Source organism: Aquitalea aquatilis (genome assembly GCF_005155025.1).
In the GTDB taxonomy this organism is placed as follows: Bacteria; Pseudomonadota; Gammaproteobacteria; order Burkholderiales; family Chromobacteriaceae; genus Aquitalea; species Aquitalea aquatilis.
Genome location: NZ_CP039731.1, coordinates 2,583,011 through 2,604,073 on the forward strand (window position 1 = coordinate 2,583,011; position 21,063 = coordinate 2,604,073).

Here is a 21,063-nt window from a genome sequence, read left to right on the forward strand (position 1 = left end):
GCATGTATTAGCAGATTGTCCGCCAGTCACGGTTTGTGGCGTCGTTGTGCGATATTGTTACGCATTGTCTGGCTGGGCTTGCTGTGCTGTCTGGTGTACAGCCCGGCCACACAGGCTTCCAGTTATGAACGGGAGCTGCCCAAGGCGCTGTCTACCGATCCGGACATGTGCCGCTGGGTGGACTGTGCGGCGGTATTGCCTGGCGCAACTGCCTTTTCCTTGCGCAAGGGCGCACCACCCTATGTAGAAGGCTACGGCGCGGACAAGAAGCTGAAGGGCTATGTATTTTTGTCCACCGACATCGTGGATACCCAGGGGTATTCTGGCAAACCCATTGTCACCCTCATCGGTATGGATGGCAGCGGTCACATCAGCGGCGTGCGGGTACTCAAGCACAGCGAGCCCATCCTGCTGGTGGGGATTCCGGAAAACAAGCTCACTGATTTTCTCAACCAGTATCTGGGCCGTTTTGCCGGTGCGCGCATGGAAATCGGCGGCAGCGGCAAGGACAGGCTGGATGCCATCTCCGGTGCAACGGTCACCGTGATTGCGGAAAATCAGCTGATTTCGCGCTGTGCGCAGGCCGTAGCCTACCAGGCTGGCATCATGAAACAGGCGGTACGCCCGCCGGCACGCTTTATTGACAGCAAGCAGCCCGCCAGCTGGCAGGCATTGCTGACGGACGGTAGCGTGCAACATCTGACAGTAACGCCCGCCGATATCGGCACGAGTGGTAGCGAGGCGTATCTGGACCTGTACTACGGCTATCTGAATGCCCCCGGTATTGGCCGCAGCGTGTTGGGTGACGAGGACTATGCCAAGTTGATGAAAACGCTGAAACCGGGCGAACATGCGCTGTTCATCGTCAACAATGGCAGCGGTTCGTTCAAGGGTTCCGGCTTTGTACGTGGTGGCTTGTACGACCGTATCCAGGTGCGGCAGGATCTGTCGGCCTACACCTTCCGCGATACCGATTACCTCAACTTGTATGCCTTGCGCGCAGCCGGTGCGCCGGAATTCCGCGAAAGCGGCATCTTCATCCTGCGTGATCCGCATTTTGCCGCTGCCTGGCCGTGGCGCTTTGCCTTTCTGGCCAATAAGGAAGACCAGCAAACCGGAGCCAAGCAATTCACCTCTTTCGAAAGCAATTACTGGCTGCCGGGCAATCAGCTGCAAGGTGGCCGGCCTGCAGTAGAGCTGCCGCAGGCTGCCTGGAAAAAGGCCTGGCACGACAAGCAGGCCGAAGTGCTGCTGTTTGCGGGCTGGATGGCGGCGGTGCTGGTTTTCTTCATCAGCCGCGACCGCTGGGTGCGCCGTTCGCGCCGTGGCAGCAAGCGCTGGGTGTCCTGGCCCAAGACCATCAGCTGGCTGATTGCCATCGCATTTGCCGGTGGCCTGGAAATGGCCCAGCCATCCATCACCCAGGTGCTGACGGTATTCCATGCGCTGTCTGACGGCTGGAACTGGTCACTGTTTTTGAGTGACCCCTTCATCTTCATGTTCTGGCTGCTGATTGTACCCACCACGCTGATCTGGGGACGTGGCCTGTTCTGCGGCTGGATGTGCCCCTTTGGCTCGCTGTCGGAATTGCTGTACAAGATAGGCCGCTTGCTGCATCTGCCGGTGGGCAAGCTGCCCATGGCCTGGCATAACCGTCTCAAGTGGCTGAAGTACGCCATTTTCTTCCTGCTGCTGGCGGTGTCCTTCTTCTCCATGCCATTGGCGGAGAAACTGGCCGAGGTAGAACCGTTCAAGACCACCTTCCTGGTCGGTGTGCTCAATCGCAGCTGGCCGTTTGCGCTGTTTCTGGCGGTGCTGCTGGGGCTGTCGCTGTTTGTCGAGCGTCCCTTCTGCAAATACCTGTGTCCGCTGGGGGCGTCGCTGGGGCTGCCATCCCGTTTCAACTTGCTGAAGCTGCGCCGCAAGGACGGCTGTAGCAGCTGCAAGGCCTGCGCCGTGGGCTGTGGCTCGCTGTCCATTGACGCAGTAGGACATATCGACTCGCGTGAATGCCTGATGTGTCTGGACTGCATGGTGATGTATTACGACGGCCACAGCTGCCCGCCACTGGCTCAGGAGCGCAAGCGCCGTGAAAAAGCCGGTCAGCCGCTGACGCCGATAGGCCGTGACGGGCTGTATATCCCGATCAAGCCGGTAGCAACGCCGGCCAAGGATACGCTCCGTGCCAAAGGCTGAGGTGCTGGCGGCCACTGCAGTCGGCAGGCCGACGCTAAGGCGGCGCTTGCTGGTCTGGCTGTTGCCGCTGGGCTTGCTGGCGCTGGTGCTGGGCCTGGCCCTGCGCCAGCCGGAACTGCATTCGCAGGGCAGCTATGTGTTTGGCACCCGGGTGCAGTTGTCCATCTCCGGGGTGTCGGCGGAGGAGGCGCGTCAGGCTGAAAATGCCGTGTTCAGCCTGTTTGAAGACATGCACCGCAGCCTGCATGCCTGGCAGCCATCGGAGCTGATGCGCATGAATGCGGCGTTGGCCGAGGGCAAGCCATTCACGGCTTCACCACGGCTGGTGGAAATCCTGCGTGCGGCCCAGGCGCTATCGCGGGAAAGCCAGGGCCTGTTTGATCCGGGCATTGGCCGGCTGATCCAGCTATGGGGCTTTCAGGACGATCAGTTCAATGACAGTCACTTTCCCACCGATGCCGCCGTGCAGGCGCTGATGGTGCAGCACCCCAGTATTGCTGATCTGCAGATTGCAGCCGACGGTACAGTCAGCAGCCGCAAGCGGGTGGTGGCGGTGGATCTGGGAGGCTATGCCAAGGGCTGGGCGCTGGATCTGGCGGCAGCACGTTTGCGCCAGATGGGGGTGAGCAATGCGCTGATCGACGTGGGTGGCAATCTGCTGGCTCTGGGCAGCAAGGGCGGGGAGCCGTGGCAGGTGGGCATCCAGCATCCGCGTACATCCGGCCTGCTGGCCACGCTGCAATTGCAAGATGGCGAGGCCATTGGCACCAGCGGTGACTACTACCGCTATTTCAGTCATGGCGGCATCCGTTACTGCCATATTCTCGATCCGCGCAGCGGCTACCCGGCCCGACAAAGCCAGACCGTGACCGTACTGGCCGATCCCGGCCCGCATGCGGGAGCCATGTCCGATGGTGCCAGCAAGGCACCGTTCATTGGCGGGCCAGGCCATGCACTCACCCTGTCGCGTGCTACCGGTGTCAACAAGGTACTGATGGTAGATGCCGCCGGGCAGGTATGGCTGACGCATGCCATGGCTGCCCGGCTGCACTGGCCCGGACCACGGCCAGTCATTCACTGGCTGGACGGAGGCTGATATGGACGCAGTAAGCATTACCGGTGTGTATCAGCGCCGTGGGCGGCAGCAGGTGCTGGTGGATGCCAATCTGCGCATCGCCGCCGGTGGACTGTGCGCGCTGGTGGGGGCCAATGGTGCGGGCAAAAGTACTTTGCTGGCCTTGCTGGCTACCATGCTGCAGCCCGACCGGGGCAGCATCCACCTATTGGGGCTGGATGTACGCCGTCAGGCGGCGCAGATTCGCCGCCAGTTGGGGGTAGTGTTTCAGGACAGTGCCTTGGAGCCGCGGCTGTCTGTATGGGACAACCTGTTGCTGATTGCCTGTTGCTACGGTTATTCCGGCGCGGCGGCCCGCAGCCGCTGCACGGCACGGCTGGCGGCAGCCGGCTGGGAAAACCGGGCCGGGCAGGCGGTGGAAACCCTGTCCGGTGGTCAGCGCCGGCAACTGGAGCTGATGCGGGCCAGCCTGGCTGCGCCGCGTCTGCTGCTGCTGGATGAGCCGACACAGGGCCTGGATGAGGCCGCCAGCGCAGCGTTCTGGCGACAGATCGCCGTACAGCGCCAGCAAGGGGTTACCGTACTGTTCAGCACCCACCGGCAGGAAGAAGCGGAGGCTGCTGAGCAGTGCGTACGGCTGCTGGAGGGTAGGTTGCTACCGGTGCAGGCTGCTGGGCGCGGGGTGGCGGCATGATGCTGCGGGTGCTGTTGCCGCTGGTTTGGCTGGAGTTAAAGCGTTACTGGCTGAATCCGCTACGCATTGTACTGAGCCTGGCGCAGCCGCTGATGTATCTGTTCATTCTGGGTGCTGGGCTGGCTGGTGGTACTTATGCGCTGGACAGCAGTTACCAAGCCTATATTTATCCCGGCATCGTGGCGATGGCGCTGATGTTTGCCGCCGCATCAGCCGCGGTGGGCGTGGTGCACGACCGTCAGGTAGGGGTGTTCAAGGCACTGCTGGTTTCTCCTTTGCCGCGCAGCACGCTGGCACTGGCGCGGATTCTGTCCGGTGCCGTGCTAGCGCTGGTACAGTCGCTATTGTTGCTGCCATTTGCGCCGCTGCTGGGGCTGGCCTTTTCGCCGCTGTCCTTGCTGTATTTCCTGCTGGCCATGAGCTTGTGCGCCCTGGTATTTTCTGCGCTGGGGCTAGTGATGGCGCTGCCATTCCGCTCGGTAATGGTGTTTCCCGTAGTATCCAATACCTTGACCCTGCCCATGTTCCTGCTATCCGGTGCCTTGTATCCGCTGGAGCTGGCCCCGCGCTGGCTGCAGCTGCTGGCGCGTGGAAACCCTGCCGCCTACGCGGTGGATCTGCTACGCGGTGTGCAAAGCGGCCATTTTCAGTACGGTCTGACGACGGCCGTAGGGGTGTTGCTGCTGATTGGCCTGCTGGCTGTCGGCTGGGTGGTGCGCGCGCTGCATGGCAGGGGTGGACGCGTGTAATTCACCCTATGGGAGGCTGCAGGATTGGCAGTGACTGCCGCAGTTGCATTCGTATGGTGGAGTGCAACTCGCCAAACTGGCTTAGTAAAGAGAAGATTAATCGAAGTATTCTGCATCAAACTGTTGTGCAACGCCGAACACTGCGCTGAAGGCGTACATGTTAGTGGAGTTAGCTACCCCCGACTTCCGTAGAAAAATTCGAGTGTCTGCTTGGCAGCGAAGAGCTGCCGTAAGCTGCATGGCGGCTAAATGACCGATTTGGCCAACCAGCAGTTGGTGAGTCCGCTAGGTAGACGGCAGTTCGGTCAAAGTGGACGGTCCTAGCCAAAGGCACAAAGCCCGCTTTTGTATTGATTGCAGCCGATAAGGTATCTAGAAAAGTAAGGGCGATTCACCTGCAACAGGGACCAGCAGTTTGTCTGATGAATAGGTTGGTAGCGAGAATGGCGAATTCACTCTACGCTTACCTACAAGAGAGACTAGCGACAGTAATCAACCAAGCATGCAATTGAATTCATATCCAATTCCTCCGAATGAGCCAGAACGTCTACAGCTGTTGCACGCGCTCGCCATCCTGGACACCCCTCCTGATGAAGTTTTTGACAGAATTACCCGGCTTGTTTCCAGATTGTTGAAGGTACCGATTGCACTAGTCTCCTTGGTGGACGAGGATCGGCAGTGGTTCAAGTCCAAGGTCGGTTTGACTGCTCCGCAAACACCAAGAGATGTAGCGTTCTGTGCGCATGCCATTGCTCAGACCGAACCTCTGGTTGTTGAAGATACGCAACTGGATGCCCGGTTCTCAAATAATCCCTTGGTAACAAGTTCCCCAGATATCCGTTTCTACGCTGGCGTGCAGATCAGGTCCTGCGGTGGCCTGGCGCTGGGCACCCTATGCGCTATCGATACGAGCCCTCGTGCACTTAGCCCCGAGCAGATTGCGATCCTGGTTGATTTGGCGGAAATGGTCAGCCGAGAAATGCAATTGCGTGAAACGCTCTTGTTGACTGAGGCAGAAATAAATCATTCGCAGGATGTCATTGACGCAGCGGAAATACGATTCCGTACCGTTTTCGAGCGTGCCGGTGTTGGGATCGCGATGGTTGCCCCCGACGGAGGGTGGATCGGCGTCAACGATGCTTTATGCGACATAGTCGGTTACACGCGTGAAGAACTAGCCCATATGACGTTCCAGCATATTACCTATGCTGATGATCTCAACGCCGACTTGAGCATGCTCGAGCAGCTCGTGGCCGGTGAGATTGACCGTTACCAGCTGGATAAACGATACATTCACAAAAGCGGCAAGCTAGTCTGGATCAATTTGACAGTGACCAAGCAGCTGAATAAGCAGGGGCAGTTGGAGTACTTCGTTTCAATCATCAAAGATATTCACTCCAGAAAAGAAGCCGAGAGTTCACTTGCCGACTTAAGACGGACGCTCGAGGTGCGTGTCAAGGATAGGACAAAAGAGCTGCGGTCGGCCAACGAAATGCTTGCGTCGGTCATTAACCAGCAATTGCAAACAGAGCAGGCGCTACGTAAGCGTGACACCGAGCTAAGCGCCATTCTTGAAAATGCAAATGATGCGTATGTGTGCATCAATCAGGCCGGTGTTGTGAGTGCATGGAACCAGCAAGCTGAGAGTACTTTTGGCTGGAGTAAAGATGAAGCCGTTGGTCACCTCCTGGAAGAGCTGATTATTCCTCCGGTCATGCAGGAAAGGCATCGCAAGGGAATGCAGCATTATCTTCAGTCGAGAACATCAGATGTCATTGGCCATCGGCTAGAGCTTGCCGCAATGAGAAGGGATGGCAGTATCATCCCTGTCGAGGTGCGTATCCAGGCATTACAGTTTGATGATGAGATATTGTTCAGTGCATTTCTGCATGACATTTCCGCACGCAAACAGATGGAGACATTGCGTGAGCAAGAGGCTCGGATTGATGCATTGACTGGCCTCCCGAATCGCCGTGCGTTCTTTGAAACCCTACCCAAGGCTATTGTGCGGTGTCAGCGTAGTGATCAAGCCCTAGCTCTCCTCTTTATCGATCTGGATGGCTTCAAGGCCGTCAACGATGCGCAAGGGCACCATACCGGAGATTTGCTCTTGGGCGAGATTGGTCAGCGTCTGTCCGGTCTGCTGCGGGAAACCGATACTGTTGCTCGCCTTGCCGGGGATGAATTCGTAGTCATTCTGGAAAATCTGGATCCTGAAGACCCGAGAGCGCAGGAAATAGCTCAGAAAATTCTAGCCAAAATTGCACAACCTCTCGCTTTGGACCCAGTGTCTGTTCAAGTCAGTGCCAGTATCGGTATCGCGCTACATCGGCCTGGTGATGATATCGATATCGAAGCCTTGCTCAGCCGTGCTGACAAAGCGATGTACGACGCCAAGCATGCGGGGAAGGCCAGGATTGTTCTCGCTTGATTGCACTGGCCTGTGTCCGTGACCGTTGTTTCACTGCCTATGCAGACAGAATGCGGTGGCTGCCCCGAGTCAGCTAGACAGACATGCTGTCAGGTGGTCGGCAGTTAAGAAGAGTCAAATATCTGCTTGCTGATAAGTCGTGACTGACCAGTGAAGACGACTGGTCATTCGGTACGGGCTGAGGAGCATTACCTGCTTCAGGTCAATTTTTCTACGTAAGAACTGGTCAAGAATTTGCAGCATGCAAAGCTGTCGTATATAACATCGTCATTTGATGCACTGCCGTATGGAGCCTAGCATGAATGCCGCAAAAAAATCCGCTTGCTGATCGATTCGGGAGAGAGTCCTGAGCAAGTGCAAGTCTTGAAAGAGATGACCATTGCCTTGCAAATGAAAGACGACTTCAGCATCGACCGGCTGTACCAGATTGACCAGCGCTACTTTGATGTGGCCATGGATCTGCTCAAGGAGTGGCGCTTTGACCATCACATTGCGTCACGCAGCAAGCTAATCGATATGCTGCTTCCAGAAGTCATGCCTGCAGTCCTAGCCGTTGGCAATGAGCCTTAACCACTCCATTGAGTCTGGAGACATCCTCTCCGCCGAGGAGGCAATGAGTAGAGACGAAGTATCTTATCGCGGACGGAAAATCCGGATTTTTGCCATTTACCACGAAGGTGAAAGCAAGTGGGAGGGGTGGTCGGGTATCAGCTTTACCGAAGCGGACCATTTCATTGGCAGTTACTCAGGTCTGCTTGACTTACACGAAACCAGAGAAGGTGCATTGGCGATGGCTCTCTATGTGGCCATGGCATGGCTTGATGCATTCGAGCTGGGCTTGGTGTCTTCCATTGCAGGCGATGCATTGGTCGATCGTGTAGGCTGACCACTTGCATAGCCAGAAAAATAGGTTCTTCACGGATTGCCGGGAAACGCGGCTTTGATCTTCAGAAAGAAATACGCGCTGTCCGGTAGCCGTAGGACGCGTGATATGTGGTTAAGCAACCCCAGAAAAAACAGAGCCTCCGAAAAATCGGGGGTTGGTCAGTAGTCTGACACTACCAACCAGGCGGTGTTTATGGGGCGATCCGCAGGATGGATGAAGCAATTGATAGACAGCGGTGCGATGCACTCTCCAGAGACACTGTCACTTCGGCGAGAGCTAGGAGATAGTTCTGGATTCAGATTGCAACCGGAATCACTAGTAAGAAGGCAGCCGAGGTAATTAGCGTATCGCCGGCCATGGGTTCGCGCTGGTTCCGGCATCGTGGGGCATGCCATTGTTCATGTCTCCAGCAATCAACGGAAGTGGGGCAACTCCAACTCTTGGCATGGAGGTCAAGTGCTGTCAGATACCAGTAAACATCGCAAGGCATCTATATCGATTAGCACTGCAGCAGCCATCACTTGGATGGCAAAGTTGCGGCAGGCTGGTTGTGTTCGAGCCAGACTGGCTGCCCAGGTCTCGATAGCGCCGATCTGCCCGCTGTCGATTAGTATTTTCAGTTGCTCTAATTCAGATGACGTTGGTGGAGTTAAAGCTTGTCTGGCTTGCAGTGCCTCTATCGCCTCGAGCAGTTGATGGGGTTCGGCGGGCTTGCGCAGTGTTAGGTCAAATCGAAAGGAAATATCCGCTGGCGGCTGCTCTGGTATGGCTGAATACAACAACACAGCCTGTGACATTCCCTCTGCGCGCATAGCTGATAGTAAATCCCAGCCGTTGCACTGCAGCATATGCTGCTCGCTGATTACTGCATCGATGGGATATTGAGTGAGCAGCCGTAACGCGTCTTCGACATTTTTCGCTTGATATGCCTGATGGTTGGCCACTTGCAGCCAATGCGCGGTCAATGCCCGACTATCTGCGATGTCATCAACAACTAATATGCTGTAGCTGCGTCCTGTCGCAGTAAGCGGAGCGGGGCTGGCCGGAATCTTGGCTAAAAGCTCGGTTTCTGCGCCGATATCCAACTGCAGGATAAAGGAGAAACTGCTGCCTTGGCCCAATTGGCTTTGAACTGTCAGATCACCTCCCAGTTTGTGAACCAATCTTTGGGAAATGAAAAGACCAAGGCCGCTACCCTGAACGCCGGCGCTATTGTCTCCACGCTTAAATGGCTGAAACAACCTGAACTGAGTGGCGGCTGACATACCGATTCCGTTGTCGTCTACCCGAAAAATCAGGCTAACTTTGCTCGGTTGATCCCCTTTCCCCAGGCGCTCAATATGCAAGGACAATAGACCTTGCTCGGTGAATTTGGAAGCATTGGATAGTAGGTTGGACAGCACCTGCCGTAACCGCTTGTAGTCGGTCTTGAGCACGGGCGGCAAGTCCATGGCTTGGTGCAGTTCGAACCGATTACCATGTTGCGCAGCGAGCTGACGAGTGTCTGAAGCAATGCCGTCGATAAAGGTGTACCAGTAACCCGAACGTGGACTCAGGGCGACTTCACCGTGCTCGATACAGGAGTAGTCAACCAGTTCGTCTATGAGTTCCAGTTGGTGCTGGGCATTTTCCTCGATGGCGTGTCGATATTGAGCAGGCAGGAGCCTAGCATAACCGATAATGACTGAGGCAGGCGCTCGCAAATCGTGGCTGATGTGTGCCAGCAGGGTATTTTTGGCCTGATTGGCTTGCCGGGCAGATTCGAGGGCGCGATTGATTTCTTGAGTGCGAACGGCCACCAATTGCTCCAGCGCTTCCATTTCCTGCTCCTGAAGGGCAAGCAGTAAAGAGGTCGCTTCGTCTTTCTGCTGCTGAATGCGCTGTACTTGCTGGGTAAATGCGATCAATAGCAACATGGAGCAGAGTACGCCAGCCAGTGGTGTGCCATATGCAGATAGCTGATCAGGCGTGCGCAAGCCCAGCGCCTCAAGTACTCGGGGGAGATTGCCAAGCGCAATCATGAACATGGCCATGGGATAAGCCCAACTGATGGCGGGTCCGCGCACTAAAGTCCAGAAGCAGAACAGTGGCAGTATGCCTGTAAACAACAGGCCAAGCTGGGTACCTAGGCGCGCGCCCGTGGTGTAGTCTATGAGTTGCGACAGCACTGCTGATATCACTGGGGCGGTCATCAGCGCTAGAATAAGCGTGTCATAGCGGGGCATGCGCTTGCGCGTGTCAAGAAGTTCGCGGAAGAATAGCAGGCTGCAGATGAGTGAAATACTCATACTGAGTGAAATCAACCGGGTTGCCCAGGTGCCGGCCTCTGGCCATAAATAGCGAAACCCTATGCCGCTCATGCATAGTTCATAGACAACGAAAGCCAGAGTGGAGGCACTGTGGAATGCGTAGCCGCGTTGCTTGAGCGAGAGGAACAGCATCAGGCTATAAAGCCCCAGCACCGCTAATGGCCCAAGATATAGTCCATGCACCAGGTTGGCGGTGGCCTCGTTGGCGCGAAATAGTTCTGGCGTCCAGATTCGGGGAGCAATAGAGAGCGCTGTAGCAGACGCGACTCGCCACAGCACTGGCTTACTTTCGCCTGGCTGGAGGATGATGGGGAAGACCGGTGTCGCAGTATCAAGTGGGCGGGCAGCAAACGCAAGTTTAGTGCCCGCCTGCTGTAGCTGCCAATGCTGATCAGTGAATTGGTAGAGAGTGACTTCTTGCAGCCTGGGAATACCGACCTCCAGCCATACTGTGTGAGGATGCATTGTAGGGTTGTACAGAACGGTCCGCAGCCAGAAAGCTGAACGCGAATAACCCGGAATCAGTTGCGCTTGCGTAACCGGCGCAAAGCCCCGTGTTTTCAGCGCATCCTCCAACGTGGCGCTGCCACTGCGATCTTCCAGCAGTTCAACATAGGGTTGCAAGGAGCGGCCATGCTCCTGCGGCTGCAGCGGTACTGGGCTGGCGATGGCAAGTGGCCTGAGGCACAGGCTCAGGAGGAATAGGCAGATAAAGCGATACAAGCTAGCTCGCATTTGAGACGTTCGCCACTGCTGCGCAACGCATCATTTTACGGTAGGTACTTGGGCTTACCTCAAAGCGCTCGCGAAAAGCCGTTGCAAAGTTGCCGGCATTCTGAAAGCCGAGCTGCTCAGCGATGGCCTGTATACTGCTTTCCGTTTCGGCCAGCCAGTTGCGCGCTTGCTTTAGCCGTTCTTCGCGTAGATAAGCAAACACAGTCAAGTCAGTATGCTGACGAAATACTGCAGATAGCTTTTTCTCATAACTGCCCAGCCGTCTTGCAATATCTTCTACTGTGAGTGGTTCGTGCAGGCAGCTGCGGATCAACTGGATGCCTGCTTGTAATAGCACTTCATCAGGTGTGTGCTTCAAGCCCTGGTCGAGAGCATCTGCCACGGTCATTCCGCGGGTTGACAGTTTCAGGTGTATGTGAATGCGTGCCAACACCTCCTCCGCTGAAAATGGCTTGATAACATAGTCAACTCCGCCAATGGAAAGGCCGGTCAAGCGTTCCTGCGTGCTTTGCGCGGCCGTCAGGAAAATAATAGGAATATGGCGAGTTCTGGGGTCGGCTTTCAATAAGCGACAGGCAGCGAAGCCGTCCATTCGTGGCATCTGCACATCAAGCAAAATCAAATCGGGCTGTAGAAGCTGCGCGCGCGTATAGCCCTGATGGCCATCGAAAGCAACCGATAGCTGGAAGTTGTGCGCATCCAGCAATTGCTTTAATAAGCGCAACTCATCGAGAGAATCGTCGACGACCAACAGGCGTGCATGAGGCTGTTTTTGAGTATGGTTCATAAAAAATATTACAAATTCAAACTAAATTAATTTATTTTCAATCAGCAATAGGACGGCGGTTTCGTGGTAAATCCACGCCCAAGGCTGCCTGGGTTTGCCCTTGTCTTTCAGGCGTAGGGGATCATTTTGTTGTGCATTTCGGGCCCTGTATCGATCGGCATGCTGGTTTCTGTGTAGCTCATCTGCTGATGACGCTTTTACAACGGTCAACGAGTTTACCGATAGTAGTCTGACCTGATTTTTGGTTGCTAAGGACTTGAATCTGATATCTTTCGCACTCGATGAGATGGTGGTATTGCATTCTCGTGCTCCTGACTTGCGTGTCAAAGAGCGGGGGAATTTACCTCATCTCACCACCCGCCTCCAGGCATGCCTGTCGTTGCACTTGCTCCTTGAATTCGCCCAGTTCCTGTTGGGTAAACTGGCTTAAATCGGCTCCCTTGGGCAGGTACTCCCGCAACAGACCGTTGGTATTCTCATTGATCCCACGTTGCCAAGGACTGTGAGGATCGGCGAAGTAAATCTTCAATCCCGTCCGCTCTTCCAGCCTTTGGTGGTATGCCATCTCTTTACCCTGATCGTACGTCAGGGTCTTGCATAGCTCTTCATCGAATGGCGCGAAAGCGCGGGCAAAGCCCTCCAAGGCAGCCGCTGCAGTACAGCCCTCCATCTTCGCCAGTACAACCAGTAAGGTTTTACGGCACACCAGGGTACCCACCGCGGAGCGGTTCCCAGCCCCCACCAGGAAATCACCTTCCCAGTGGCCAGGCAACAAGCGCTCATTAGCCTCCGGAGGTCGAACATGAATGCTGGCTACGTCCTGAAGCTGACCACGCCGATCTGTACCTCGCGTACGAGGCCGGCGAGCTCCTCGTCCTTGGCGCAAGAGCGCAACGAGTTCTCGACGCAAAGCCCCTTTGGGGGCGGCATAGATCGCCGTATAAATGGTTTCGTGCGAGACGTGCAAAGTCTGTTGTCCTGGGTAGTCCTGTTTTAGTCTGCCAGCGATTTGCTCGGGCGACCACCGATCCTCCCGCAGTGCACGAACCTTGGTCCATAACGGTCCCGCCGGATCCAGCTTTTTCACGCGTCGAACTTTGTATTTCAAGCGGCGAGCACGCTTTCCCGCTCGTAGTGCATCGTACCCGCCAGCTACGCGAGGGCGTCCGATTGGACCGATCTCATACGGTGGCTTATATCCATTACGGCGCAGTTCTCGACAAATTGTGCTGGGTGCCCGGTGCAATGCCTTTGCAATAGCCCTGGCACTCTCTCCCTGCTGCTTCATTGCCATGATGAACCCGCGTTCTTCGGCACTTAGGTGCTCATAAGTTCTTTGCATGCAACAACTTAACCTTTAATTGGTTCGTGTTGCACTTGGCCCTTGAAACCGCCCACCCCTATTTTTATCGGCTCTGCATAAAGCGTCTTGGCAAAAATTCAAAGTATTTTTCTGCTTTTGCAAAGTTGCAGGTCTATGTATCTGTGTAAGCTACATCGATCTCCGGTGAGCTGCTTTTCTTGTAAAACCCACTATTATCAGCGCCGATGGGTATTGTTGCATAAATCGTTGTTTTCATCCGTTTTGCATTCGTCTGGTATAGCGTCCGCCACTCACAAGCATGGGTGTAAGTTAACTTTATCCAAATTTATTTATGGAAATATTATGCGAAAAGCATCTTTAAATCATGTGTTTAGAGTGGTCTGGAATTCAACTAGCGGTTGCTGGGTTGTTGTTTCCGAAATAGCAAAAAACCATTGCAAAAAGAGCAGTAAGGTGGCTGGTGTTATCGCTTCTGCTTTCTTGATTTCCAATAGTGTATGGGCGGATGCGCCGATAGCCGTCGACTTAGACACTTATTTTGCTAATTCCACTGTCCTCAATGGAAATGGCGGGACAGGTTGCATGGTCGGTGTGTCTGCAGCCTCCTGCGGTCAGAACCCTACGTCTTCCTCATCAAGCCCGGTAACATTCACCAACTATAAAACTGTAGGCGGAACGGGTAGCGGCGGCGGCGCCGGTTTGGGCGGTGTACTGTATGTAAACACTGGCTCATCACTGACATTGAACAACGTTCAATTTACAGGTAATACCGTGCAAGGTGGTGCAGGCGGCATCGGTACGATTGGAGGTACGTTAAACAATATCAGCAATACTTCGCTTAGCTTCCTAAATGGTTCGAATGGGGCGAATGCTGATTCTAGTTACGCCAGCTACAGTAATGGTAATGGTGGTCCTGGTCATGCGGGGGCTGCCGGACTTAATGCAATTGCCAGCGTGGGTGGGAGTGGCGGTAAAGGCGGAGATGGATCGGATGGGGCAACGTCAACGACTACCTATATCATCAATGCTGCTTTGGCTATCTACAATGGTATTAAAGCAGGCCTGACTACTGCAGATACTGCTGCTTATACTGCACTTGCGGCTGCTGCTGCTGCAAACCCTTTTACGTCACCACTCGCAGCTCAATTTACAGCTTTAGCAACGGCAAGCGGCTCCGATGCAACAGCAGCAAGTGCTTCGGCTGCGGCTCAAAGCCTCTATAATACAGCCCTCTCCATACAAGCTTACGAAGCGGGTGCTTTCGGTAATGGCGGGGCCGGCGCAACTGGCGGCAAAGGAGGCAATGGTAGTTCCTTTTACGGTGGCGGTGCTGGCGGAAATGGCGGTACTGGTGGTAATGCTGCTTATGATGGCGGCGGTGGAATCGGTGGCGCGGGTGGCGCGGGTGGCGCGGGTGGCGCAGGCGGCTTCGGGGCCGGCGGCGGCTCCGGTGGTTTGGGGGCGACTGGGGGACGCTCTGAATCCGGTGTTGATGGTGCGACCGGAGTGAATGGCATAGGTGGTGCAGGCGGGTTTGGTGGTGGTGTAGGATCCAGTGGCACCCAAGGCGGTGGCGGCGGGTCTGGCTATGGCGGTGCCATTTTTGTAGGTTATGATGCGACTACATCCACCGGCGGCTCCTTGACGATTACCGGCAATGCTTTATTCCGTAACAACACGGTACAGGCTGGTTCCAGCAATAATGGCGGCACAGCCGGTCAGGCTGCCGGGGCTGATATCTTTATCATGCGCGGAGCAAATGTGACACTGGCTCCAGGTGCTGGCAATACCATCCGGATTGAAGATGGCATTGCCGATGATAGCACGGCGAGCATCAATAGCGCTTCTTGGGCATCCGGCAATGGCGCGAATGTGACAATTGCTGGTGGCGGTTTGATTCAATTTGCGGCACAGAACACCTACACAGGCAAGACTATTATTACCGGTGCAACGCTGGAAACCCAGCTTGATATTGGGATTAACAAAGATAGCAGCATCCTTTTTGCAGGGCAAGGCGCGATTGGTAGTTTGCAGCCACACTCAAATGCGGGCGTGCTGTTGTTGACTGGGGCAGTGACACGGCTTGCCGGCACTAGCGTGCCGGGGCAGATTGCCTGGAATGGTGCAGGTGGTTTTGCTGCAGATAGCACAGATGGTCTAGTAGTAAATTTTGGTCGAACTTCTAATTCAGCCAGCAGTGGTCAGACGTTATTGTGGGGATCTAACTATCTGACGACCAACTCCACACTAGTCTTTGGTTCTGAATACGGCTTGGGCTCTGTGTCCTGGATGAATGCCATCAATTTGCAGGGGAATACCGGCAATGTGGTTGTATATGATAGCCAGCAGGTTGTTGATGGCCAAACTGTTGGCGATGCCGCTTATATGCGCGGGAATATTACAAATGGTGCTTTGAATGTTGGCTCCGCTGGCTACAGCGGCACTCTCTACCTGACAGGACAGAATGCACTTACTGGTATTGCTGTAAATGCTGGAATCGTTTCCACCAGCGATGGGGCGATAACCGGTCGTCTGTTTAATAGCAATGGCGGTTATGCGACGGTGCATAGTGGTGGTGAGCTGCAGTTGCAAGGCAGTGAGAACGTTACTACGGTTAATGTTGATAATGGTGGCATTTTGCTGACAAAAGCCGGAACGACGTTAACCTCGACTAGTGGTATTAATAATAGCGGCACCATGGTGCTTGCAGGTAACTTGAGCACTACGACAGTTACCAATAATGTGTCAGGCAATTTCACCAATACTGGGACAATTAACGCTACTGGTGTTGTGAATAATGCAGGAACTTGGTCTCAGGGTTTCCTAACAAACTCTGCGAGTGATCTACAAGTTACTGATAATGCCAATATCAGCGCAGCAAGTGTTGTAAACACGGGGAGCTGGGGTGTTGTCGGTACGCAAAAGATTGCGACACAATCTCTTACCGGTAATGGCACATTCCAAATCACCAACGAGACTGGCGGCACCTCATCTACTAGCGAGCTAACCGTCGCTCTATCGGGTGATTCTACCTATGCTGGTACCTTTACTGGTGATGGTTCGCTGAACAAAACTGGCACCGGAGTGCTGACCTTGACGGGTGCAAACACCAATACAGGAGGCACTACTGTCAGCGCAGGTACGATTGATACTGCTGGTGGCGGCACCTTGGCTGATACCGGTGCGTTGACCATTCTCAGTGGTGCCACATTCAAGGCCAATACCGTGGATACGGTAGGCGCAGTCAGCAATGCCGGTACCTATGATGTCAACACCAATCAGACAGTCGCCACATTGCAAAACAATGTAGGTGGGGTGACCAATCTACAAGCAGATCTCTCCGCAGCTGGTACGGTAACGAATAATGGCACGGTGAATGTTACCGGCGAGCATCGCATCAATGCAGTGGGGTTTGCTGGCTCGAATATAGGCGTAGTCAATTTGGATAGCGCCAGTGATGTGCTGACGATCAACCAAAGTGGCAACTCTACCTATGCTGGTACCTTTACTGGTGATGGTTCGCTGAACAAAACTGGCACCGGAGTGCTGACCTTGACGGGTGCAAACACCAATACAGGAGGCACTACTGTCAGCGCAGGTACGATTGATACTGCTGGTGGCGGCACCTTGGCTGATACCGGTGCGTTGACCATTCTCAGTGGTGCCACATTCAAGGCCAATACCGTGGATACGGTAGGCGCAGTCAGCAATGCCGGTACCTATGATGTCAACACCAATCAGACAGTCGCCACATTGCAAAACAATGTAGGTGGGGTGACCAATCTACAAGCAGATCTCTCCGCAGCTGGTACGGTAACGAATAATGGCACGGTGAATGTTACCGGCGAGCATCGCATCAATGCAGTGGGGTTTGCTGGCTCGAATATAGGCGTAGTCAATTTGGATAGCGCCAGTGATGTGCTGACGATCAACCAAAGTGGCAACTCTACCTATGCTGGTACCTTTACTGGTGATGGTTCGCTGAACAAAACTGGCACCGGAGTGCTGACCTTGACGGGTGCAAACACCAATACAGGAGGCACTACTGTCAGCGCAGGTACGATTGATACTGCTGGTGGCGGCACCTTGGCTGATACCGGTGCGTTGACCATTCTCAGTGGTGCCACATTCAAGGCCAATACCGTGGATACGGTAGGCGCAGTCAGCAATGCCGGTACCTATGATGTCAACACCAATCAGACAGTCGCCACATTGCAAAACAATGTAGGTGGGGTGACCAATCTACAAGCAGATCTCTCCGCAGCTGGTACGGTAACGAATAATGGCACGGTGAATGTTACCGGCGAGCAGCAACTGAGTACTACCGGTCTTGGTGGCAGCTCAACCAACGCTCACATTACTGCCGGAACAAGCGGTAGCACTACTTCACTGACCTTGGTCCAATCCGGCAACTCGACTTATGCCGGTCAGATTGACGGAGCCGGCTCATTCATAAAGGAGGGGGAAGGTACGCTGACCTTGAGTGGCAATGCTGGTGCGGTCAACTTGGGTAATAAGCTGGTTATCAATGCAGGCATTGTAAGTTTGGCAACGGCGAATATCCTTGCTAACACTATGGATGTACAGGTGAATAGCAGTACTGTAGGAAATATCACGACAACTGGCACCCTACAATTGCTTAACGGCGATCAGTCCATTGCTGCATTGGGTGGGGCAGGTGCTATTGATTTAGAGAATGGTAATCGGCTGATTGTTCAGAATGGTGGCGAATTCACTGGTACGGTGACTGGTTCTGGTACTTTGGATATTCGTAGCGGAAGCTTTACGGTTAACAATCACCTCGATTCGACTGACCCCAATAGTATTCTCTCGATCGGTAATAATGCTGGAAACATCGGTGCGACTGCGACTGTAAATAGTGGTGACACACTCAACTACCCAAATATTAATCTTCAGAATCATGGCGGTTTGGTTGTAAATGGCACTGTCAACGCAACCAATACTAATCTGTCTGCTAACTCTTTGTTAGAAGTGCAGAGCCGCGGCACTATGACAACGAATGGTCTGACACTGACCAATAACAGTACTGCCGATGTCTTGGGGAAGCTGAATGCCACTACCATAACAGTTAATGGCTCAAGCAGCGGATCTGCCACTTTGCATCTGGGGAATGGGCAGGCGCTTAATAATGGAGGCACAGCGGGTGTCGTCATTGCTGACTCTACCACTATTACTAACGGTACACTTTCTGGTAATGGTTCGCTTTCAGGTAGAGTACTGTTTGCCAGTGGTTCTGTGCTGAGCCCAGGTAATTCTCCAGGCTTGCTCACACTTAGTGGGGATGTGACACTTGGTAGTGGATCAGTTTCTCTGATGCAAGTAGAAGGTGTTGCCGGTTCGCGTGTTGCGGGTACGGATTATGATCAAGTGCAAGTGGGTGGCAAGCTGGCTATTCAGAGCGGAGCGACCTTAGCCATTACCAAACTATCAGGGGATGAGCTGGCACAAGATGAAAAGCTGCATATTTTCTCTTTCGGCGATGGCAAAGTCAGTGGCCAGTTTAGTTCAGTTACTTCAGGCTTAACTAATGAGGTGATTTATAACATTGCTACTGGCACCGCAATCGGTATGGGCGCGAACGGGTATTCTAGTTTCTTGCAACGCGTAGCCAAGACTGATAACGAATCTGCAATTCTGAGTGCTCTAAATGTTAATTCAACGGGTGGTGTTAAGCAGTTCTATGGCGGATATCTGCTCGATCGGTTGGCCGATGCTGATTCGAATGGAAACACCAATGATGTGTTTGCTCGCTTCTCCCCTGAAGCCTATGCAGTCCTGTCTGATCAAGTGCGAGGCGCTATGTTTGACTCTGCTCCTAGCCTGCTTGATGACATCAGTAAGGGGAGTTTGGGTGGCTCGGCTGCAGCTTACTATGACACGCAGAGTACCTCTCTCGGTCAGCAGTATGCTAAATACAGCTTGTCGACGCAGGGCATCCGTTTAGGCTATAGCCGCGAATTCTCTTCTGGCACCGTGGGCAGTATTAGTGCCAGCGTGGGTGACTACTCAACCAGTAGCAACTACCTGAGTGGTAAGGCCAATGGTGTTGCGGTAACTCTGGCCATGGCCCATCACTTGCCTTCAGTGTTTGATGGACTTTATCTCTTTGGTCGTACTGGTGTCGTTTATCAAAACAATGATATGACCCGTACTACCAATCTTGGGGTGGCTAAGGCTGATGGAGTCGCATCTCAAGGCGCTTTTGCCGGTATAGGTATGGGTTACTTAACAGAATTCTCTGGGATTCGCGTGCGTTCCTCCCTTGAGGCTACAAGTTACCGGACCAGTGTTGATGGCTTTAATGAAAGCAACGCGCAGTCAGTGACAGATGCATTACATATTAACAGTCAGACACAGCGTGGTAATGGCTTGATCTTTGATCTAGCTGGTAGCGGTAAGCTCAGTGATCGTTTTGACTACGATGCTGGTGTACGTTGGACAAGTTTCGAGCAGTCTAACCATACCATCAGTGCTACGGTCAATACTGAAGTGACGCCATTCTCTGTCAGTACCCCAGGCGTCAAGCAGCATCAGCTCAGTGTTAATAGTGGTTTGAGCTACCGTCTCGATAAGGGAGAGAATGTTCGACTGGATTTACGTTCTGCCTTGTCTAATGGCACTGCGGTGAATCTCATTTACCAAAACCGTTTCTAACTCTGTAGTAATCTGGGGGGAGGGGGCGGCCTACATAGGCTGTTCTCTCCTTTTACATTATGGCTGTAAATATCCTGTGAATTGCCCCCTCCTTTCCTAGCAGGCTGTTGAAATACCCAGCAGACGAGCTTATGCCTGCCTTTACGTGCTCATGACGCCGCCTTGGGGTTTGCCTGTCATTCAACCCAAGATCTGTCATGCATGGTGCTTCAGGGGGGATTTCCCCAATATTTACCCCCTCATGCCACCTGCGGACGCAATGCTGCCAATGAGCGCAGCCGCGTCAGGTTGTAGGCCGCCATCGTCAGCGTCAGCAACTGATCCACCTTGGCCAAACCTCACACTATCACCTGACGGATCGGGCCGATCGTCTTTCCCCAGCCGAAACACTGTTCGATGCATTTGCGTCGTCACTGGCTCAGCGCGTAGTACGACCATCAATCGTGCTGCCTCCCGTTCGCCGTGTATTACACGCCACATGCGGCGTCACCTTCATCTTCCGGCATGTGCTGACGAAGCCACGTGTGTCGTGGTTTTTGTCAGCCCCGACAGTTACGCGGGCATCCGGTCGGCAAACATCAGCCAGCATGGTGGTCGCCACATCCCGTTTAGCATAGCTATCAGCGGTGCTGGCGCGCACATTGACCACTAGACCATGACGATTATCTGTCAGCACGTTGAGTCGTCTACGATGATGTCAGATGTGAACGGCTTGTGTCTTGGTTTCGTGTGATTAACCGTTTGATGAACGTAAACATGGCGGGCTCCTTGGCCTGTATGGTCTACATAAGATAGGCACCATGAAATAAAAAAGCGCTACCTTATGGAGCGCTTTTTTACTGGTATTCAGTACGATCAGATTGCCAGATCTTCCAGGCTAAAACCTTCATCCAACAGGGATTGTACCCATACCGGCTTACGGCCACGGCCAGTCCAGGTCTGGGACTCATCATTCGGGTTCTTGTACTTGGCTTCTACTGGTTTGCGCACACTAGCAGTGGCCTTGCTCAGTACGTCATCCAGGCTCAGGCCATGAAGCTTTACCAGCTCCAAGATCTGTTTCTTGGCATCTGCTTTTTCAGCAGCTTGTTGCTGCTCGATAGCAGTAGCAATTTTAGTATGCAGGTCTTGCAGTTCAGCAAAGCTCAGTTCAGACAGATTCATTTTTGTCTCCATGGTAAGTATGCTCTGCATTTCAGCAG

General features: G+C 53.9%; 13 protein-coding genes and 2 pseudogenes. 9 read left to right on the top strand and 6 right to left on the bottom strand.

Going from position 1 to position 21,063, the window contains the following annotated elements; translation table 11 throughout:
- Window positions 1–54: 54 nt before the first annotated feature.
- The 8 genes and pseudogenes from FAZ30_RS12100 to FAZ30_RS20775 form a co-directional block, all read left to right on the top strand.
- Entirely contained in the window at window positions 55–2,196 is a 2,142-nt protein-coding gene (locus tag FAZ30_RS12100; RefSeq protein WP_246043354.1) for a NosR/NirI family protein, read from the top strand.
- Window positions 2,183–3,292 carry an FAD:protein FMN transferase gene (locus FAZ30_RS12105; protein ID WP_246043355.1) on the top strand — a complete coding sequence of 370 codons (1,110 nt, stop codon included), beginning with the start codon at window positions 2,183–2,185 and terminating at the stop codon, window positions 3,290–3,292. Before FAZ30_RS12100 ends, FAZ30_RS12105 begins: the two co-directional genes overlap by 14 nt.
- A gap of 1 nt (window position 3,293) precedes the next feature.
- Window positions 3,294–3,965 (top strand): ATP-binding cassette domain-containing protein, encoded by a 672-nt coding sequence (locus tag FAZ30_RS12110; protein ID WP_168190832.1) that lies wholly within the window; start codon window positions 3,294–3,296, stop codon window positions 3,963–3,965.
- Window positions 3,962–4,714: an ABC transporter permease gene (locus FAZ30_RS12115; protein ID WP_233578682.1), complete on the top strand. Its 753-nt coding sequence runs from the start codon at window positions 3,962–3,964 to the stop codon at window positions 4,712–4,714. The genes FAZ30_RS12110 and FAZ30_RS12115 overlap by 4 nt, the downstream gene beginning before the upstream one ends.
- Before the next feature lie 502 nt (window positions 4,715–5,216).
- Complete coding sequence (locus FAZ30_RS12120) at window positions 5,217–7,145, top strand: PAS domain S-box protein (protein ID WP_205676592.1); 1,929 nt, start codon at window positions 5,217–5,219, stop codon at window positions 7,143–7,145.
- 321 nt (window positions 7,146–7,466) lie between these two features.
- Window positions 7,467–7,715 (top strand): hypothetical protein, encoded by a 249-nt coding sequence (locus FAZ30_RS12125; protein WP_137009506.1) that lies wholly within the window; start codon window positions 7,467–7,469, stop codon window positions 7,713–7,715.
- The gene (locus FAZ30_RS12130) at window positions 7,705–8,031 is read left to right on the top strand and encodes a hypothetical protein (protein ID WP_137009507.1); all 327 of its coding nucleotides are present in this window, start codon (window positions 7,705–7,707) and stop codon (window positions 8,029–8,031) included. The genes FAZ30_RS12125 and FAZ30_RS12130 overlap by 11 nt, the downstream gene beginning before the upstream one ends.
- Window positions 8,032–8,244: 213 nt before the next feature.
- Window positions 8,245–8,452 (top strand): annotated as a pseudogene (locus FAZ30_RS20775) (IS30 family transposase); the annotation flags it as partial.
- A gap of 31 nt (window positions 8,453–8,483) precedes the next feature.
- Here FAZ30_RS20775 and FAZ30_RS12140 read toward each other — a convergent pair.
- From FAZ30_RS12140 to FAZ30_RS12155, 4 genes are all read right to left on the bottom strand, one after another.
- Window positions 8,484–11,063, bottom strand: a complete 2,580-nt coding sequence (locus FAZ30_RS12140) for a hybrid sensor histidine kinase/response regulator (protein WP_168190833.1) — start codon at window positions 11,061–11,063, stop codon at window positions 8,484–8,486.
- A 1-nt stretch (window position 11,064) separates the two neighbouring features.
- Entirely contained in the window at window positions 11,065–11,862 is a 798-nt protein-coding gene (locus FAZ30_RS12145; RefSeq protein ID WP_137009509.1) for a response regulator transcription factor, read from the bottom strand.
- 178 nt (window positions 11,863–12,040) lie between these two features.
- The gene (locus tag FAZ30_RS21010; protein ID WP_137009510.1) at window positions 12,041–12,163 is read right to left on the bottom strand and encodes a helix-turn-helix domain-containing protein; all 123 of its coding nucleotides are present in this window, start codon (window positions 12,161–12,163) and stop codon (window positions 12,041–12,043) included.
- 39 nt (window positions 12,164–12,202) lie between these two features.
- On the bottom strand, window positions 12,203–13,204 hold the full coding sequence (locus tag FAZ30_RS12155) for an IS30 family transposase (protein WP_137009511.1): 1,002 nt from the start codon (window positions 13,202–13,204) through the stop codon (window positions 12,203–12,205).
- A 228-nt stretch (window positions 13,205–13,432) separates the two neighbouring features.
- On the opposite strand from FAZ30_RS12155, the gene FAZ30_RS12160 reads away from it, so the two are divergent.
- Window positions 13,433–19,861 (top strand): autotransporter-associated beta strand repeat-containing protein, encoded by a 6,429-nt coding sequence (locus FAZ30_RS12160; RefSeq protein WP_168190834.1) that lies wholly within the window; start codon window positions 13,433–13,435, stop codon window positions 19,859–19,861.
- 239 nt (window positions 19,862–20,100) lie between these two features.
- On the opposite strand, the pseudogene FAZ30_RS12165 reads toward FAZ30_RS12160, so the two are convergent.
- Window positions 20,101–20,540, bottom strand: a pseudogene (locus FAZ30_RS12165) (transposase); the annotation flags it as partial.
- 176 nt (window positions 20,541–20,716) lie between these two features.
- Window positions 20,717–21,025 (bottom strand): H-NS histone family protein, encoded by a 309-nt coding sequence (locus FAZ30_RS12170; protein ID WP_137009513.1) that lies wholly within the window; start codon window positions 21,023–21,025, stop codon window positions 20,717–20,719.
- Window positions 21,026–21,063: the final 38 nt, after the last annotated feature.

Excerpts from the sequence above, each read along its gene's own strand:
- FAZ30_RS12110 (WP_168190832.1), top strand. The coding sequence starts at position 3,294 with ATGGACGCAGTAAGCATTACCGGTGTGTATCAGCGCCGTGGGCGGCAG.
- FAZ30_RS12115 (WP_233578682.1), top strand. The coding sequence starts at position 3,962 with ATGATGCTGCGGGTGCTGTTGCCGCTGGTTTGGCTGGAGTTAAAGCGT.
- FAZ30_RS12120 (WP_205676592.1), top strand. The coding sequence starts at position 5,217 with ATGCAATTGAATTCATATCCAATTCCTCCGAATGAGCCAGAACGTCTA.
- FAZ30_RS12130 (WP_137009507.1), top strand. The coding sequence starts at position 7,705 with ATGAGCCTTAACCACTCCATTGAGTCTGGAGACATCCTCTCCGCCGAG.
- FAZ30_RS12145 (WP_137009509.1), bottom strand. The coding sequence starts at position 11,862 with ATGAACCATACTCAAAAACAGCCTCATGCACGCCTGTTGGTCGTCGAC.
- FAZ30_RS21010 (WP_137009510.1), bottom strand. The coding sequence starts at position 12,163 with ATGCAATACCACCATCTCATCGAGTGCGAAAGATATCAGATTCAAGTC.
- FAZ30_RS12155 (WP_137009511.1), bottom strand. The coding sequence starts at position 13,204 with ATGCAAAGAACTTATGAGCACCTAAGTGCCGAAGAACGCGGGTTCATC.
- FAZ30_RS12170 (WP_137009513.1), bottom strand. The coding sequence starts at position 21,025 with ATGAATCTGTCTGAACTGAGCTTTGCTGAACTGCAAGACCTGCATACT.